The organism is Aminobacter aganoensis, from assembly GCF_014206975.1.
In the GTDB taxonomy this organism is placed as follows: Bacteria; Pseudomonadota; Alphaproteobacteria; order Rhizobiales; family Rhizobiaceae; genus Aminobacter; species Aminobacter aganoensis.
Map to the genome: position 1 here is coordinate 65,237 of NZ_JACHOU010000021.1, position 15,124 is coordinate 80,360.

Annotated in this window: 12 protein-coding genes; 8 read left to right on the forward strand and 4 right to left on the reverse strand. The window is 57.1% G+C overall.

All coding sequences use genetic code 11. The features are described 5' to 3' along the window. Nucleotides 1-3: 3 nt before the first annotated feature. From GGR00_RS28710 to GGR00_RS24890, 4 genes are all read right to left on the reverse strand, one after another. Nucleotides 4-1,083, reverse strand: a complete 1,080-nt coding sequence (locus tag GGR00_RS28710; RefSeq protein WP_184701923.1) for a helix-turn-helix domain-containing protein — start codon at nt 1,081-1,083, stop codon at nt 4-6. A gap of 470 nt (nt 1,084-1,553) precedes the next feature. Continuing rightward, nucleotides 1,554-2,399 carry an SDR family NAD(P)-dependent oxidoreductase gene (locus GGR00_RS24880; RefSeq protein ID WP_184701925.1) on the reverse strand — a complete coding sequence of 282 codons (846 nt, stop codon included), beginning with the start codon at nt 2,397-2,399 and terminating at the stop codon, nt 1,554-1,556. Between the two features lie 33 nt (nt 2,400-2,432). Continuing rightward, on the reverse strand, nt 2,433-3,281 hold the full coding sequence (locus GGR00_RS24885; protein WP_184701927.1) for an SDR family oxidoreductase: 849 nt from the start codon (nt 3,279-3,281) through the stop codon (nt 2,433-2,435). 30 nt (nt 3,282-3,311) lie between these two features. Further along, nucleotides 3,312-4,910, reverse strand: a complete 1,599-nt coding sequence (locus GGR00_RS24890) for a flavin-containing monooxygenase (RefSeq protein ID WP_184701929.1) — start codon at nt 4,908-4,910, stop codon at nt 3,312-3,314. A 435-nt stretch (nt 4,911-5,345) separates the two neighbouring features. Between GGR00_RS24890 and GGR00_RS24895 the strand changes: the two genes are divergently transcribed. The 8 genes from GGR00_RS24895 to GGR00_RS24930 all read left to right on the forward strand — a co-directional run bounded on the left by GGR00_RS24895 (nt 5,346) and on the right by GGR00_RS24930 (nt 14,886). Next, nucleotides 5,346-6,914, forward strand: coding sequence for an ABC transporter substrate-binding protein (locus GGR00_RS24895; RefSeq protein ID WP_184701931.1), 1,569 nt, complete (start codon nt 5,346-5,348; stop codon nt 6,912-6,914). Between the two features lie 70 nt (nt 6,915-6,984). After that, nucleotides 6,985-7,908, forward strand: coding sequence for an ABC transporter permease subunit (locus tag GGR00_RS24900; RefSeq protein WP_184701933.1), 924 nt, complete (start codon nt 6,985-6,987; stop codon nt 7,906-7,908). A 10-nt stretch (nt 7,909-7,918) separates the two neighbouring features. Continuing rightward, nucleotides 7,919-8,746, forward strand: coding sequence for an ABC transporter permease (locus GGR00_RS24905; RefSeq protein ID WP_184701935.1), 828 nt, complete (start codon nt 7,919-7,921; stop codon nt 8,744-8,746). Nucleotides 8,747-8,750: 4 nt separating this feature from the next. Continuing rightward, a complete protein-coding gene (locus GGR00_RS28715; RefSeq protein ID WP_184701937.1) occupies nt 8,751-9,770 on the forward strand; it encodes an oligopeptide/dipeptide ABC transporter ATP-binding protein in 1,020 nt (339 codons plus the stop codon). Continuing rightward, nucleotides 9,767-10,717 carry an ABC transporter ATP-binding protein gene (locus GGR00_RS24915; protein WP_184701939.1) on the forward strand — a complete coding sequence of 317 codons (951 nt, stop codon included), beginning with the start codon at nt 9,767-9,769 and terminating at the stop codon, nt 10,715-10,717. The genes GGR00_RS28715 and GGR00_RS24915 overlap by 4 nt, the downstream gene beginning before the upstream one ends. Before the next feature lie 197 nt (nt 10,718-10,914). Further along, on the forward strand, nt 10,915-12,393 hold the full coding sequence (locus GGR00_RS24920) for an aldehyde dehydrogenase family protein (RefSeq protein WP_184701941.1): 1,479 nt from the start codon (nt 10,915-10,917) through the stop codon (nt 12,391-12,393). Nucleotides 12,394-12,455: 62 nt separating this feature from the next. Next, nucleotides 12,456-13,754, forward strand: a complete 1,299-nt coding sequence (locus GGR00_RS24925; RefSeq protein WP_184701943.1) for an amidase — start codon at nt 12,456-12,458, stop codon at nt 13,752-13,754. A gap of 49 nt (nt 13,755-13,803) precedes the next feature. Then, entirely contained in the window at nt 13,804-14,886 is a 1,083-nt protein-coding gene (locus GGR00_RS24930) for a carbon-nitrogen hydrolase family protein (RefSeq protein WP_210315125.1), read from the forward strand. Nucleotides 14,887-15,124: the final 238 nt, after the last annotated feature.

Consider the following 15,124-nt stretch of genomic DNA (forward strand, 5'->3'; position numbering starts at 1 on the left):
GGTTCAGCGCGCTGCGTCCGTCCTTCGTGCCTCCTTGGGCAAGTACCCGAACTCCTTGTAGAATGCCCGGGTGAGACTGGAAATGCTGGAATAGCCGACGCGGGCTGCCGCTTCGGTTACGGGGATATGCTCAGCCGAAAGAAGGGCACGGGCGTATTCCAAGCGAAGCCTCCGCCAGTATGCCTGTACGGTCACGCCCGTACCCTCTTTGAACAGTTGAGCGAGACGGGTTCGGTTTGTCCCAACTCTACGCGCTAGCAGGCCGAGCGTAAGGGGTGCCCCAATCTCAACCTTCATTATGTCTATAGCGGCACGAACAACGTTAGACGTCGGCGACCAACCCCGCGACCGACCGCTGGAATGCTGCTTGCTTTCGGCCACTCGGCTTGCATTAATGCAAAATAGCTCCAGTGCCTTCGACTTCATGTACAGCCGCCTAAAGCTCCGATCGAGAGAGGTATTCATCATATCTTGAATAATCGCTCGACTAGACGTGTCTATGGGCATTAGGTGCGAGCAGAAGCCTACATCTCCCGATTCGGACATCCACCTGAAATCGCGAGACAAGTTTGAACTAGAAATCCCAAAAAAACTATTCACGCTTCGTGGCCTCATATAGAGACACACCACCTTCCAAGGTTCGGGCGCAAAATCCCGCATTGTCTGGATTCCACTCGGGTTTCTAAAAATGGCACACGAGCCCGATGGGACATGCATCGTGGCCTGTCCCAGTGGATTTTCCGTTCCCGCCCCCGCCATTCGAAACTGCATATGCAGCCAGTCGCCGTCGGTGGTCAGCTGAGTGCTTGGTCCGGTCAACCCCTTCGGACGATCGCCGATGACGATCAGGACATCATCGTCAAAGCATGTGTACTCGAGCAGGCCGTTGCAGTCGGAGTATCTGCTCCACACGCTATGTCCATGCCTGTCGCTGACCAAGGCCACCTCATTGCCACAGCGGTTCCGAACCGTGTCGACGGCGAAGGTTTGGGAAAAGAGATCGCGATAGTCGAACTGACGATGGTACACATCTGCTCGCCTGAGCTTAGCCACTGGCCGGCGTGAGTTTGCGACGGAATACATCTCATTTTTCTCCCGGGCACAATCTAGCCAGTGTGTTGTCAGCGTGACAAGCGATTAGCGTCGACCTGGGCGTTGAACCGAAATTTCGCAATCGCTTCGGCTGGCCCCGGGTCGACACAAACACGCCGCGTCGGCCCGGCTCGCCAAGAGGGCAAGCCCAGCGAAGTTGAGAAGGCAGCAGCAAGAGCTTGCAGGGTTGTTATTGCTTGAGGGCCAGACCGAGACCGATTCCCGCCAGACCGAAATCGTCCGCGCATTTGGCGCGTCCTTGCGGCTGATGAGCTCGGAGCGCGCCGACGTCGTTGTCAACCGCCCAGCGTTTCACTGAAAAGCATTCGTGCGATCGCAGCCTCACGGCGCGCACGCTCATGAAGCTGTGCGCAGTCCGCCTGCCGGTATTGGCGCGACCACCTTCACAATATCCTAGTCTAGAGTGTCTCCTCGCACCCGTGCATAGGATCAAAGAACTCTCAATAACCAGCGACGACCGGAATATCATCGAGTTCCCCGGCCGGATCGACCCGTGGTGGCAAATCGCGTTCCAACGGCCTTAGCCAAGTACTAAGACTATGCCCTCCGTCGACCACTAGGTTGTGACCAGTTACATAGTCCGATGCCGACGAAGCTAGGAACACGACTGGCCCGCAAAGATCTGCTGTCCTCTGAACGTAACCCAACGGTGTTATCTCGCGTAGGCGCTGACGCTCTTCTTCTGAGCGGCTGCGGCCGAACACGTTGCCGACGTAGCCGGGGCTTATGCAGTTGACATTGATATTGTAGCGACCCCACTGCGCGGCTAGGCTCCGGGAAAGTTGAACCACTCCGGCTTTGGACGCATCGTATGCGCCGTTGCCTGCATAGATGAACGATCCAACGGAAGCGATGTTGATGATCTTGCCTTCCGCCGGCCTGTTCTTGCGCATCAGCTTCATTTCGGCCATTGCGCACAGCCAGACGCCCGTCAAATTTACAGAAACCACGGCATCCCAGTCTGCCGGTGCTTGTGTCTCATCCGCTCCACGTCTCCAGACGCCGGCATTGTTCACGGCGACATCAAGCCGACCAAACAAGTTTGCGACGCCATCGATCGCGGCGTCTACCTGATCGGGACTGGCGACATCGCAAGGAAAAAAGGAAGATCGGCGTCCTAGTTTCCGGATTTCGGCTGCCAATTCCTCGCCGATCGTAGAGTCGAGGTCGATTACAGCGACATCCGCCCCTGCCGCAGCCAAACTGAGAGCACAGGCCCGGCCGATGCCTCTTCCACCCCCTGTTACAAGGGCGGCCCTCCCAGCCAAATCAAATGCCTTATTCATGAATCGCTTCCTCCAGCGCGATGATGTCACGCTTCAAGGACGGCCCTGCATTTTGAGTAGGATCCGCCGCGCTTCCATATGCTTGCGCGAATGGTAGGTGCTGCAGTTGATCACGCCCCCATCAACGATCATCTTAGTGCCGGTAATCCTCCTGGCATCGTCGGACACGAGGAATGAAACTGCCGCAGCAATGTCCTCGGGCGTCGTCGCGCCGTTCAACGGGCTCGAGGCCAAAGCCTCCTCTATCGCCTCGGCCACCGAAATGCCGTGGGTCCGTGCCCGGTCGACGGCGATTGTGTCTTTCCACATCGACGTCATGACGTTGCCTGGATGTACTGAGTTGCAGGTGATGTTGAGCCCTTCTTCCGCGCAGTGCTGGGCGACCGATTTGGTCAAATGACGAACCGCTGCCTTACTGGCGCTATATGCGACGTGTTGCGGCAGCGCTAGAAGCGCGGCAGTCGATGAGATGTTTACGATCGCGCCGCCACCCGCTCTTCTCATTGCGGGTATCGTCGCTCGGCATCCAAGGAACACGCCCTCGACGTTGACTGCGAACACCTTCCGCCAGTTTTCGAGTGAACAATGTTCGGGCGAGTCGGAATCAACAGTGCCGACAATGCCGGCATTGTTCACGAGGATGTTGAGGGCGCCAAAACGCGCTTCGAGCTCGGCGACAACCTCGGTCCATCGAGTCTCGTCTGCCACGTTCTGCTCGATAAAAAACAGACCCGATTCCTTAGCGGTGGCCGAGCCGACCGTACTGTCCACATCCGAAATCGCGACAGTCATCCCGTCGCTCTGCAGTTTCAACGCGATGGCCTTTCCCAAACCGGAACCGCCGCCGGTAACCAGGGCCACCTTGTTTTCGGGTAGATTCATTGTGCGCTCCTCTTGGCGACGTTCTCTTGTTCAACGAATAAGCTTGAAGCCGCAGTAGTTAGCAGCGGCTACATCACAACAAATCTTCGTGTAGTCAGCGAAGCCACCCGCATACGGCATCAAGGTCCGCGGACGTCCGGGCAGTTCGGGGCTGATATGCCAAGAATTCTTCGCCGTCATGAACATGGTTTTGCTCGCTACTTCATTCGCGTGATTGAACCAGTTTTCCTCGGCGTCGTTATTGCTTTCAATTGCCCTAAACTGATTCCGGCAGAGATAGTCGATGCAATCGGAAATCCACTCGACATGCTGCTCGATCGCGACGACGACGTTACACAATATGCCCGGGCTACCCGGCCCAGTGACGGTGAAGAAGTTGGGAAATCCAGCGGGCGCAAGCCCGAGATAATTTGTGATCCCGCGCGTCCATTTCTCGGCCAGCGTCTCGCGCACGCCCTTGATCTGGATTGCTGAGAGCGCGCCAATCATTGCGTCGAACCCCGTGGCGAACACGACGGCATCCAATTCGTGGCGCCGCGACGCCGTCTCGATTCCGGTCGCGGTGAAGCGAACAAGCGGTTCGGCCCGAAGATCGACGAGTGTGACGTTCGGCCTATTGTAAGTGGCGTAATAGTCTGTATCGAGGCATATCCGGCGTGCGCCAAGCGGAATGCCGCGAGGCTTGAGCACTTCAGCCGTCTCTGGCTTCTCAACAATTTCGGCGATGCGCGCCCGCACGAAATCCGCGGCAACAGCATTCGCTTTCTCATCTGCCACTAGATCGGTAAAGCTCCGAACGAAATCGAGGCCACCGCGTTGCCAGTGCTCCGCGAATACCCGCTCACGCTCTACTGCGTCGACATCAAAGACGGAGCACTGCGGCGCTGACTGGATCAGCGCCCGCTCCGATTTCCCCGCTTTATCGCGCATTGCCGGATAGTCGCGCTTCCAAGTCTTCTCGTGTTCTGCATCCAGTACGCCGTTTCGTGCTGGGAGGGTGAAATTCGCTGTCCGTTGAAAGACCGTCAGGTGCCGAGCTTCATGCGCGATCTTCGGGATGACCTGTATGCCCGTCGACCCGGTTCCGATAACCGCTACGGACTGCCCGGTGAATTTGACTTCATGATGGGGCCACGCCCCGGTGTAGTACGCGGTCCCCCGGAAATCCTCGAGTCCTGGCATGTCAGGGGTTCGCGCGGCTGACAGGCATCCAGTCGCCATTACAGCAAAACGGGCGTTCAACTTCTCGCCGAGATCGGTCCGCAGATGCCAGAGACATGCATCAGTGGACCAGTCCATGTCGGTGACACGACGACCGAAACGGATGTCTCGACGCAGGTCGAACCTGTCGGCGACATGATTGATATACTTTAGTATCTCCGGCTGTGCCGCGTAACGCTCGCTCCAATGCCAGTCCTGTTGCAGACGCTCGTCAAAGGAATAGGAGTATTGCAAGCTTTCGATATCACACCGAGCGCCGGGATACCTGTTCCAGTACCAGGTTCCGCCCACGTCGGCACCGGCTTCTACCGCGATGGTGCGCAATCCGTTCTGGCGCAACCGGTGCAACATATAGAGGCCTGCGAAACCGGCACCTACAACAATCGCGTCGAAATTCTCTGGGACCATGAGGGCTTTTTCGTCGTTCGCTACTGGTCGAGCGCCGTTCTGCGCCTGTAAAGTTCTGGCACAGCGGACCCGTCAGGTAGCCTGGCTCAGTGGATGGATCGCTTCCTACCTGACACACACGCTAGCTTTCCGGTGTCGGCGGCGTCTTGACGGGCCGTCCATGTTTTTTCGCCGCGCGTCATTTGATGACGGTGCCCCCTGCGCATGCCACGGGGTCGCAACCTCCCCGCACTGCTGGCGCAATGGGAGCCGGCGAACTGCAAGCGAAGCGCGATCAAACGAACGAAAGGAGAAATAATGCGGACGGACCGTAAAGAAGGCAACGCAGTTGTCCCGATACCTTGGCTTGCTACTGTGTCCACAACTCGGTCCGTGGCGCCAACGACCATAACATCCTGCCAGGGGGTAAAAATGGATCAGTATAGAAGCATTGGATTGAACATCGTCAACAGGGACAAACAAAACCGTTCGAGGTGGTTTGCAAGCTTCACCGCTGTCGCGGTTCTCACGACAGCACTCTCATATGGTTCGGCTGCAAACGCAGCCGACGGCGCTATCATCGTCGCGCGAGCGCTCGACGTCGGCACGCTCGACCGAGACGCAGGCCCCGGTGACATGGGCAATATGGTCATCCGCTCGATCCTCGATCCCCTCGTTCTTCTGGACAGGGACGCATCGATCAAACCGGGCTTAGCCGAAAGCTGGGAAATCAGCCCAGATAGACTGACGTATAAGTTCAAGATACGCAGTGGACTTAAGTGCCACGACGGCACTCCGTTCGACGCCGAGGCAGTCAAGTGGAACTTTGAGCGAATGGCTCGGCCCGAGACGACGGGTGTTTCGGCCATCCGAAATCTGGATGACGCCTCTGTCGAAGGAGACGTCGCAGTCATCCGTTTCAAAACGCGTAACGACGCATTCATTCGCGCCCTCGGCGCCCTGCGATACGGGATGCTTTGTCCATCCTCAGACAAGGCAGACGGCACGTTCGCGCCAATCGGAACCGGCCCATGGAAGTTCATCAGTTGGACCAAGAACGACAAGGTTCGACTGGAGCGCAACGACGACTACGTCAACCACGATCCTTGGATTGAGAATCCGGGCGCTCCACACGAGAAGTTTCTTGAATTTCGCGTTGTTCCGGAAAACGTTGCCCGTATCGCCGCGCTCCGAAGCGGCGAGGTAAATTTCGCGGAGCCCTCTTACGAACAGGTCGCGGAACTGCGCAACGATCCGAACTACAAGATCTGGGCGGGCGAACATTCTGGCCAATTCGCTTGGGGAGCCTTCACGCTGAAGGTGCCTCCGTTGGATGATCGTAGGGTTCGTCAAGCCGTCGTCCACGCCATGGACCGGAAAACGTACTCGGAGATCGCCTTCGAAGGACAAAACAGTCCCATCAACTGTCCTGCACCGCCCAATCTCCCCTTCATCGACCAGGATCTTTGCGCGCAGTGGGGGCAGTCCTACGACCCCGAGAAGGCAAAGGCGTTGCTCGCCGAAGCAGGCTACGGCCCCAACAACCCGCTCAAGCTGACGATTTCTGTCCACCAACTGCCGGGGTGGGATCTGATGCATCAAATTATGCTTCAGAACCTTAAGGACGTTGGTATTGATGCAACGCTCGAGACGCGTGAGGCGTCGGCGTTCATGGCCGACATCAAGGAGCAGAATACCCGAACAGAAGGAATTCCGATCACTTGGACCTGGGGCTCATCGGGGCTCGATCCGCTGTCACCTTACGAGCAGCAGTTCGTTGGCGCCGGTCAGTTCAACGGTGGCCTTGGAGCGGAAATGGACAAGCTAGTCGCCGAGGCGCGGAGTCTTGAGGGAGACGCTCAAGGGAAAGCGATTCAGAACATTATGCAGTACATTTTGTCGGAGGCCTTTGTATACCCTATCGTTTCGCCGGGATGGCAGTTCGTCATCGCCACGAAGTCCTCTACGACTGGATTCGTCTATCAGTATCTCAACATGATGAATTTCAACGACGTTAAGCTTTGACATAGCGGCATCGAGCGCGCCTCGCGCGCGTTCGATGCTTTCGGTGGGCGACTGATAGGGTGTTGCACGAGTGGCTAGGTACATCACTGGACGCATATCAACCGCTCTTCTGACACTCCTGATCGCGAGTTTTCTCGTCGGGCTTTTGATCCATGTGATACCTGGCGATCCAATCGAGACGATGTTTTCCAGAATGGAAGGCGTCACGCCAGAGCAGATCGAGGAGATGCGCCGTCAGCTAGGCCTCGGGCAACCGGCTTGGGTGCAATCCGCTTTATACGTGTGGCACGCGATTCAAGGCGACTTCGGTCACACCATTGTCGGCCGTGAGCCGGTTCTAGGATTTCTGCTAAGCCGCTTGCCCGCAACCCTCGCGCTGACCGCGTCGGGGCTTGGCATTGCGATTGCGATCGGCCTGCCGCTTGGGTTCCTTGCAGCCTACAATCGGGGCCGTTGGATCGACAACACGTTAATGTTCATTTCGGTGCTTGGCATCTCAATGCCATCGTTTTGGTTGGGATTGATGCTCCTTCTGACGGTCCCCGTATATCTCGATTTCATTCCGGTCGCGGGTGAAGGGCCAGCGAGTATCATACTACCAGCTTTGACGCTGGGTTTGGTCTATTCGGCCGTTATCGCCCGGATGACACGATCGGCGATGATTGAGGTCTTGTCGGAAGACTTCATTCGCACCGCCAGGGCCAAGGGTCTACGCGAAACGATTGTAATGTCTCGCCACGCATTCAAACCTGCGTCCATCTCAATCGTCACGGTCATCGGCTTGATCTTTGGAAGTATGATGGGCGGGCAGGTCATTGTAGAGAACGTCTTCAGTTGGAACGGGCTCGGACGTGTTGCGGTCCTCGCAATGCAGCAACGTGATTATCCCACAATTCAAGGTTTCATCATTCTATTCGCGGCAATAATCGTAACGGTCTCTGTAATTCTAGACATGATCTATCTTTGGATTGATCCCCGCGTTCGTACCGGTTGATTTTACAAAAATGGCAAAATTCCTTTCCCGCTACTTCAACGCTGTGTTCGGTCTATCGATCCTCGTGGTCATTGGCCTGGTTGCTCTCTTTGCACCGCACATTGCACCTTACGAAGCCGACCGGATCTTCGCTGGGCCGCGGTTGAGCCCGCCGAGTGCAGCCTATCCGTTCGGCACCGATGCGCTCGGCCGCGATATGTTCAGCCGCGTCGTACACGGCGCCAGGCTAACGGCTTATGTCGGAACAATCGCGCTCGTAATCGGCCTGGGGGCGGGCGCCGTTGTCGGCCTCGCGGCAGGTTACTCACGCACTTGGTTGCGAGGTTTCCTGATGCGCGTCATCGATCTTCTCTATTCGTTCCCCGGTCTACTTATCGCGCTCGCCCTTGTCGCGTTCATCGGCCCGAGTCTGGAGAATGCCATGATTGCAGTCGGGATCAGCACCATCCCATTCTTTGCCCGGGTCACGTATAGCGTTGTCATCGTCGAGCGCGCCAAACCATACTTTGACTCGGGGCGGGTTATCGGTGCGGGCTCGCTCCGACTGATGGTCTTCTACCTGCTTCCGAACGTTCTGCCCGCCCTCATTGTGGTCGGCTCGTTGGGATTCTCGACGGCGATTCTCGCCGCGGCCGGACTGTCATTCCTCGGATTGGGCGCGCAACCGCCTGCTCCGGAATGGGGAGCGCTACTAGCTGATGGACGCAGCTATATGACGAACGCTCCGTGGTTAATGATCTTCCCGGGCCTTTCCATTTTTCTCGTCGTGCTAGCGTTCAATCTTGTCGGCGACGCAATGAGCGAACATTTCGATCCCCGCCAAAGATGGAAGCGTTAGATCTATGGGGCAGGTTTTCGAGACGCATAATGTTGCAGCACACGACCAAGTGCTCAAGGCGGTAGATCTCTCCGTTTCGTTCCAATCTGGCAACAGCAATGCCGTGGCAGTCGACCACGTCTCGTTCGGGGTAGCCCGCGGCGAAATGCTCGCCCTTGTGGGAGAATCCGGCTGCGGCAAGAGCACCGCTGCCCTCGCCCTGCTTGGGCTCCTTCGATCTCCCCCGGCTAGGGTCGAGGGGCGTATCCTCCTGGCTGGCCGCAGCATACTCGGACTTCCGCCCGCCGACCTTCAGCAGATACGTGGCAAAAGCATCGCGATGATCTTCCAGCAGCCGATGACTTCCCTCAATCCGGTACTGACGATCGAACGACAACTCACTGAAAGCACGATGGCCCACGAGAGCATCACGAGGTCCGAGGCCATCTCTCGCGCACGCGACGCGCTGGAACTTGTCGGGATTTCTTCGCCGGAGACGCGACTTCGCCAGTATCCGCACCAGCTATCGGGAGGCATGCGTCAGCGAGTCATGATCGCGATGGCGATGGCTTGCCGCCCGAGCGTCTTGGTCGCAGATGAGCCAACTACTGCTCTCGACGTGACCATGCAGGCCCAGATCCTCTCGCTTATCAAAGGATTAAAGCGCGACTTTGGTGTCGCGACCATCCTGATCACTCATGACCTGGGCGTAGTCGCGGAGAACGCGGACCGCGTAGCGGTTATGTATGCTGGTCGAATAGTGGAACAAGCAGGAACATCGGAGCTCTTTCGTGCGCCGGCGCACCCTTACACTCGCGGTCTAATCGCCGCCGTCCCGAGGCTCGATGGCGTTCCTATTGGTTCTGCGCAAACGAGGCGGCTTCAGGAAATACCTGGCTCTGTCCCTCAAGCTGGACCATCGGTTCCTGGCTGCCCGTTCGCACCGCGCTGCCCTCTCGCGTCGGATCGCTGTCGATCCATGAGACCGATGGAGGTAGCGATAGCGCCAGAACACCTAGTTTCCTGTTGGGAATACGCAGCATGACACAGGCAGTTCTAGAGGTCAGAGGGATCGTCAAGCATTTCCAGACAAGGGGCGGCGCAATAGCGCGTGCAGTGAACGGCGTGTCTTTTGACCTCGCCAAGGGAGAAACGTTGGGACTCATTGGGGAAAGCGGCTGCGGCAAGTCCACGCTGGCCCGCGTTCTAGCCCGTCTCGATACTCCCGATACCGGTGAAGTCCTTTTGGACGGCAATGACATTGGCCGAATTGGCAATCGCGCCATGAAACCAATCCGACGCCGCATCCAGATGATCTTCCAGGATGCCGTATCCTCGCTCAACCCACGAGCGACAGCCGGCGCGGCGGTCGCAGAGCCGCTGAAACTCCACAGGGTCGTTCCAAGGAACAAAGTCAAAGACCGTGTGGCCGAACTCTTCGAGGCTGTTGGTCTCCCCGTGGGACTAATGTCGCGCTATCCGCATGAAATGTCTGGTGGGCAATGCCAGCGGCTAAGTATCGCGCGAGCGATCTCGCTGGACCCAGACATAATTATCGCTGACGAGGCAGTCTCCGCGCTAGACGTTTCCATCAAAGCGCAGGTGATCAATCTGCTTATGGACGTGCAGACTCGCCTTGGCCTGTCATATGTATTTATCACTCATGACATGGCATTGGTCGGGGTTCTCAGCCATCGCATCGCTGTGATGTATCTTGGCCGCTTCGTGGAAGTTGGGGACGCTGACGCCATCATTCGGCGACCTATGCACCCCTACTCGCAAGCGCTCATCGCTGCATCACCCATTCCAGACCCCGATCGTCCAAGAACTCAGGCCTTGCCGATCAAGGGCGAGTTGCCCAGCCCCATAAAGCCCCCCTCAGGCTGCACTTTCCATCCCCGTTGCCCATTGGCACAAGCGCGATGCAAGAGCGAGGTTCCGGAACTGCGGACAACGGGAGAAGCGCGCCAAGTCGCTTGTCATTTCGCCTAGCGAGACACATCGGTGTCTGCTCTTTCAAAACCGCGTCGGCCTTCAGCAGGCCCAGGCGTGTAAATCGACATCGGTGTTTCAAATTCATACGTCCTGTAAAAAACAGCGGACTGGACGGCAAGAAGACCGCCTCCCGTACCGCTAACAATCGTCAAGCCTTTGCTGCATCAGCATCGGTCATCTGTGAAGAGGTGATTATGATTGAGGTGCCCGCCCATTTTTTTCAACGTGCGCCGCAGCTTGTGATTGACGGCAATCGCGAGGATTCGGCATCCGATCAGACAATCGAAGTTGTAAATCCTTCCAATGGGAGACGCCTGACCGAGATCCCCGCAGGGTCGGAGAAGGACGTGGACAGGGCAGTCTCGGCTGCTCGACGGACATTCGAAAGCGGAAAGTGGAGTTCGACGGCCGCAGCGGACCGAAAGGCTGTGCTGACGCAGCTAGCCGATCTAATTGTGAGAGATGCATCCGACCTTGATGCCATCGATGCCGCGGAGATGGGAAAGCCAGTTTCGACCTGGCGATTCAACGCTCGGGCCGCGGCGGATCACTGCCGCTTCTATGCTGAAGCGACAGACAAAATCACAGGAGTGGTGCTCCCGACCGACGGCAGTAGCTATCATGCGCTTCGGCCTGTCCCGAGAGGTGTTGTGGGGGCGATCACGCCATGGAACTTCCCGACGTACAATGCCGTCATGAAAATTGCGCCGGCACTTGCTGCTGGCAATTCATTGGTCCTTAAACCCTCGGAACTGTCGTCGTTCTCCGCGCTACGCCTGGCCCAACTCGCCAGCGAAGCGGGTGTACCTCCAGGGGTGTTCAACGTCGTTCTAGGTAGCGGGGGCGTCGTCGGAAAAGCGCTGGCTCTCCATAATGACGTTGACATGATTACATTCACGGGGTCGACGGCCGTCGGGAAGCTAATGCTCCAGTATTCTGGACTGTCAAACATGAAGAACGTCTTGGCGGAATGCGGGGGCAAGTGCCCTCAGATTGTCTTTGATGACGGAGTTGACCTCGATGCCGCAGCCGATTTCATAGCGCTTTATCTTCTGACCAATCAGGGACAGGTGTGCAGTGCAGGGACGCGCCTCCTTGTTCAAAAGTCGATCGAGCAAAGCCTGTTGAGCAGGCTGGCGTCGCGGTTTGGTGCAATTCGGCCCGGAATGGCATTGGACCCAGAGACAACGTTCGGTCCGCTTGTGAGTAGGACGCAACTGGAAAAGGTCATCGAAAAAATCCGTTCGGGCCATGAAAGCGGCGCGGAGCTTGTCTTGGGCGGAGGTCGCCTCCTGACCGACACTGGCGGCTTTTACTTGGAGCCAACGATATTCCGGATGGTGCCACCCTCAGCAAACATTGCCCAGGACGAAATATTCGGACCTGTACTATCGGTTTCAACATTTGAGACCGCGAACCAAGCAGCCCAGTTGGCGAACGGAACTCGCTACGGACTTAATGCATACGTCTGGACCGCCAGCATGGCGACCGGAATGCAGATGGCGGAATCCATTCGATCCACGGTTTCGGTAAGGAGCGGTGTCTCTCGCGGGCGGGGCGCTGGGCACGCCGGAACGGGTGAGCCCATCGGAGACTCTGGGATAGGTGCTGAGGGCGGCTTGGTCGGCCTAAGCAGTTATCTGCGGCATCATTCAGTCGGCTTCTTTTATTGACGCTTGGCGAGCAAAACAACGCGGCAATGAGACTCGGAATGTCCTGCTTAAAGTGAACTCTAATGGTAAGCTTTACGGCAATCGTCCTCGATAGGCTAAGAAAGAGAGACAACCGGATCGATGCCCTCGCCAACGCCGTTCTCGAATGGTGGGACGACGAGGCGCTCCGCCAAGCCGCTTTGCTGGACCAAAAAGGCTCTGCAGGAAAGCAGCTCGCGGGCGTCACAATTGGCGTGAAAGCTAACATCGACGTCGCAGGTGTTCAAACGAATGCTGGGTCTCGCGTTCTCCTCGAAAGCCCACCTGCGATCCACGATGCACCCATAGTCGGGCAACTTCGCCAAGCAGGCGCGATCTTGCTTGCGCAAACGAACATGGTTGAATTCGCTTATGGAGCTCTTGGCACCAACCCAACCTTTGGCACTCCTCTAAGTCCCCTCTTCCCCGGCGAGAACAGAGTATCCGGGGGTTCTTCATCGGGCGCTGCGGTTACAGTAGCTCTTGGCATCGTCGACGCCGCTATTGGCACAGACACCGCCGGGTCCGTGCGAATACCCGCCGCGTGTTGTGGTACCGTCGGCTTCAAGCCGACGCAGGGAAGATACAGTGAAGTAGGCATTATCCCGCTAGCGCCCACACTTGATACAGCGGGATTCCTCGCGACTGACGTCGCGACCGTCTCCCGCCTAGATGCCGCAGCGACCAAAACGATCTACCACGGAACAGCGCCGCCACGAATAGATGAACTATACTTCGTGGTGCCGCGTGGGTTCATCGAGGCAATCCGGTGTGATGCGGCCATCCTCGAGATCTTTGATGCGGCCATAGAGGCATTGCGGCAAGCTGGAGCCCAGATAGACGAAAGAGATATGTCTTACCTCCTTGATCCGGGTGTCGCTGCGCGCGCCGGCTCCGTTGCTTCTGTGGAGGCGTACTCCTGGCATTCCGCTCTTCTTGCAAGAAACGTTAGGGAATACGACCCGCGCGTCGCACCGCGAATTGCGGCAGGCGCGGACGCTTCTGCGAGCGCATACTTTTCTGCTCGTCGGTCGCTGAGTGTCTTTGCAGACCGCTATGCAGGAGACGTGGCCGAGGCCGCAGCAATCCTGACGCCGACGATACCGACACGTCCCCCTCGCCTAGAGGACCTTTCGGACGATGACCAGTACTCGGCAGAGAGCTCCCGGATAATAAGCCTCACCGAATTCGCCAACTGTATCAATGTTCCCAGCCTCTCGCTGCCTCTCGGTAAAGGGACTGGCGCCGCGAGCATCTTGATTACCGGCCTGCACGGCAAAGACATACGGTTGTTGGAGACCGGGCGGGCCGTGGAGGCCCTCATCAACAAAATGGCCTCGTAACAGCGGCCATGTTGACACCGCTCAATAATCAAAAAAGGGGAGGTCGCATATGCTCTCGTACCAACACAAACTCCGGGCGGCAGCCGTACAGGCGGAACCAGTTTGGTTGAACGCCGACAAGACTATTGGCAAAGCGGTCTCTCTAATTGAGCAAGCGTCAAAGAAAGGCGCGAAAATCGTAGCGTTCCCGGAGGTATTTATCCCGGGATATCCTTGGTGGATATGCTTGGGCAATTTGCCGTGGGGGCACAAGTTTATTGTTCCATACCACGAGAACTCGCTCCAATTGCGCGATGTCAGAATGGCTAAACTGCAGGAAGCCGCGAAGAGACACTCAATTGCAGTGATAATGGGATACTCTGAGAGAGATGGCGCAAGCCGATATATGAGCCAGGTCTTTATCGATGCCGATGGAACGATTGTGGGAAACAGACGGAAACTAAAACCTACCAGTGCGGAAAGAATGATCTATGGCGAGGGGGACGGATCGGACTTCTTTGTACATGACTTCGAGTTTGGCCGCGTTGGGGCGCTTAATTGTTGGGAGCACTTTCAACCATTGAGTAAGATGGCAATGTACAGTCTCCATGAGCAGATCCATGTTGCTAGTTGGCCGAGTATGCTCGTTGATGAGCCCGGAGCGAAGCAATCAAGCGCGAGCGTGAACGCCAGTCTTACTGTCACCTGCTCCTATGCACTTGAGGGGTCGTGCTTCGTGCTCTGTGCAACACAAGTGTACGGAAAAGCCGCCGTCGACGCGTTCTGCGATACGGAGGACAAGAAACATCTTTTCGCTCTCGGAGGCGGCTTCGCTCGAATCTTCGGGCCTGGGGGAGCGACATTGGTAGACCCGCTTTCTCACGATGAAGAGGGTATCGTTTGTGCTGACATCGACCTCGCTGAGATCCTTGAGGCCAAGGCATCGGCTGATCCGGTTGGGCATTATTCGCGTGGAGATGCGTTGTCCCTGTTGATCAACCGAAACGGCAGAGCGCCAGTGCGCTTGCTGGACGAGAACGATCGGTTGGAGCTGCCGCTTCGCTACTTCCCTCGGAGTGCACCGACCAATGGACAAACGAGTATTCCGCTCGCGGAAACATCCGAAGGAAGCCGTGCGGGCGAGAAGCCCTGATTGAATCGGAACCTCTTATTCGGATGACGAGACCGAGATCACGAATCGCCATGTTTTCGCTCGATGCCACCATAGGAGCAGAGGGAGTGACGATATAGACTTCCTCCACATTCGCTCGAATGCGGAGGAGCTGTCTGTGACGTTAGAGCGTGTTGCGTTTGACGTGATTCAGGATTCCCATTTTGGTTTGGGGATGATTCATTGTGGTTCGAAGGAGAACCGCTATGGGCAAGCCGCT

Coding starts and splice junctions, on each gene's coding strand:
- GGR00_RS24915 (WP_184701939.1), top strand. CDS start 9,767: ATGACACAGGCAGTTCTAGAGGTCAGAGGGATCGTCAAGCATTTCCAG.
- GGR00_RS24880 (WP_184701925.1), bottom strand. CDS start 2,399: ATGAATAAGGCATTTGATTTGGCTGGGAGGGCCGCCCTTGTAACAGGG.
- GGR00_RS24885 (WP_184701927.1), bottom strand. CDS start 3,281: ATGAATCTACCCGAAAACAAGGTGGCCCTGGTTACCGGCGGCGGTTCC.
- GGR00_RS24905 (WP_184701935.1), top strand. CDS start 7,919: ATGGCAAAATTCCTTTCCCGCTACTTCAACGCTGTGTTCGGTCTATCG.
- GGR00_RS28715 (WP_184701937.1), top strand. CDS start 8,751: ATGGGGCAGGTTTTCGAGACGCATAATGTTGCAGCACACGACCAAGTG.
- GGR00_RS24890 (WP_184701929.1), bottom strand. CDS start 4,910: ATGGTCCCAGAGAATTTCGACGCGATTGTTGTAGGTGCCGGTTTCGCA.
- GGR00_RS24925 (WP_184701943.1), top strand. CDS start 12,456: ATGGTAAGCTTTACGGCAATCGTCCTCGATAGGCTAAGAAAGAGAGAC.
- GGR00_RS24920 (WP_184701941.1), top strand. CDS start 10,915: ATGATTGAGGTGCCCGCCCATTTTTTTCAACGTGCGCCGCAGCTTGTG.
- GGR00_RS24930 (WP_210315125.1), top strand. CDS start 13,804: ATGCTCTCGTACCAACACAAACTCCGGGCGGCAGCCGTACAGGCGGAA.
- GGR00_RS28710 (WP_184701923.1), bottom strand. CDS start 1,083: ATGTATTCCGTCGCAAACTCACGCCGGCCAGTGGCTAAGCTCAGGCGA.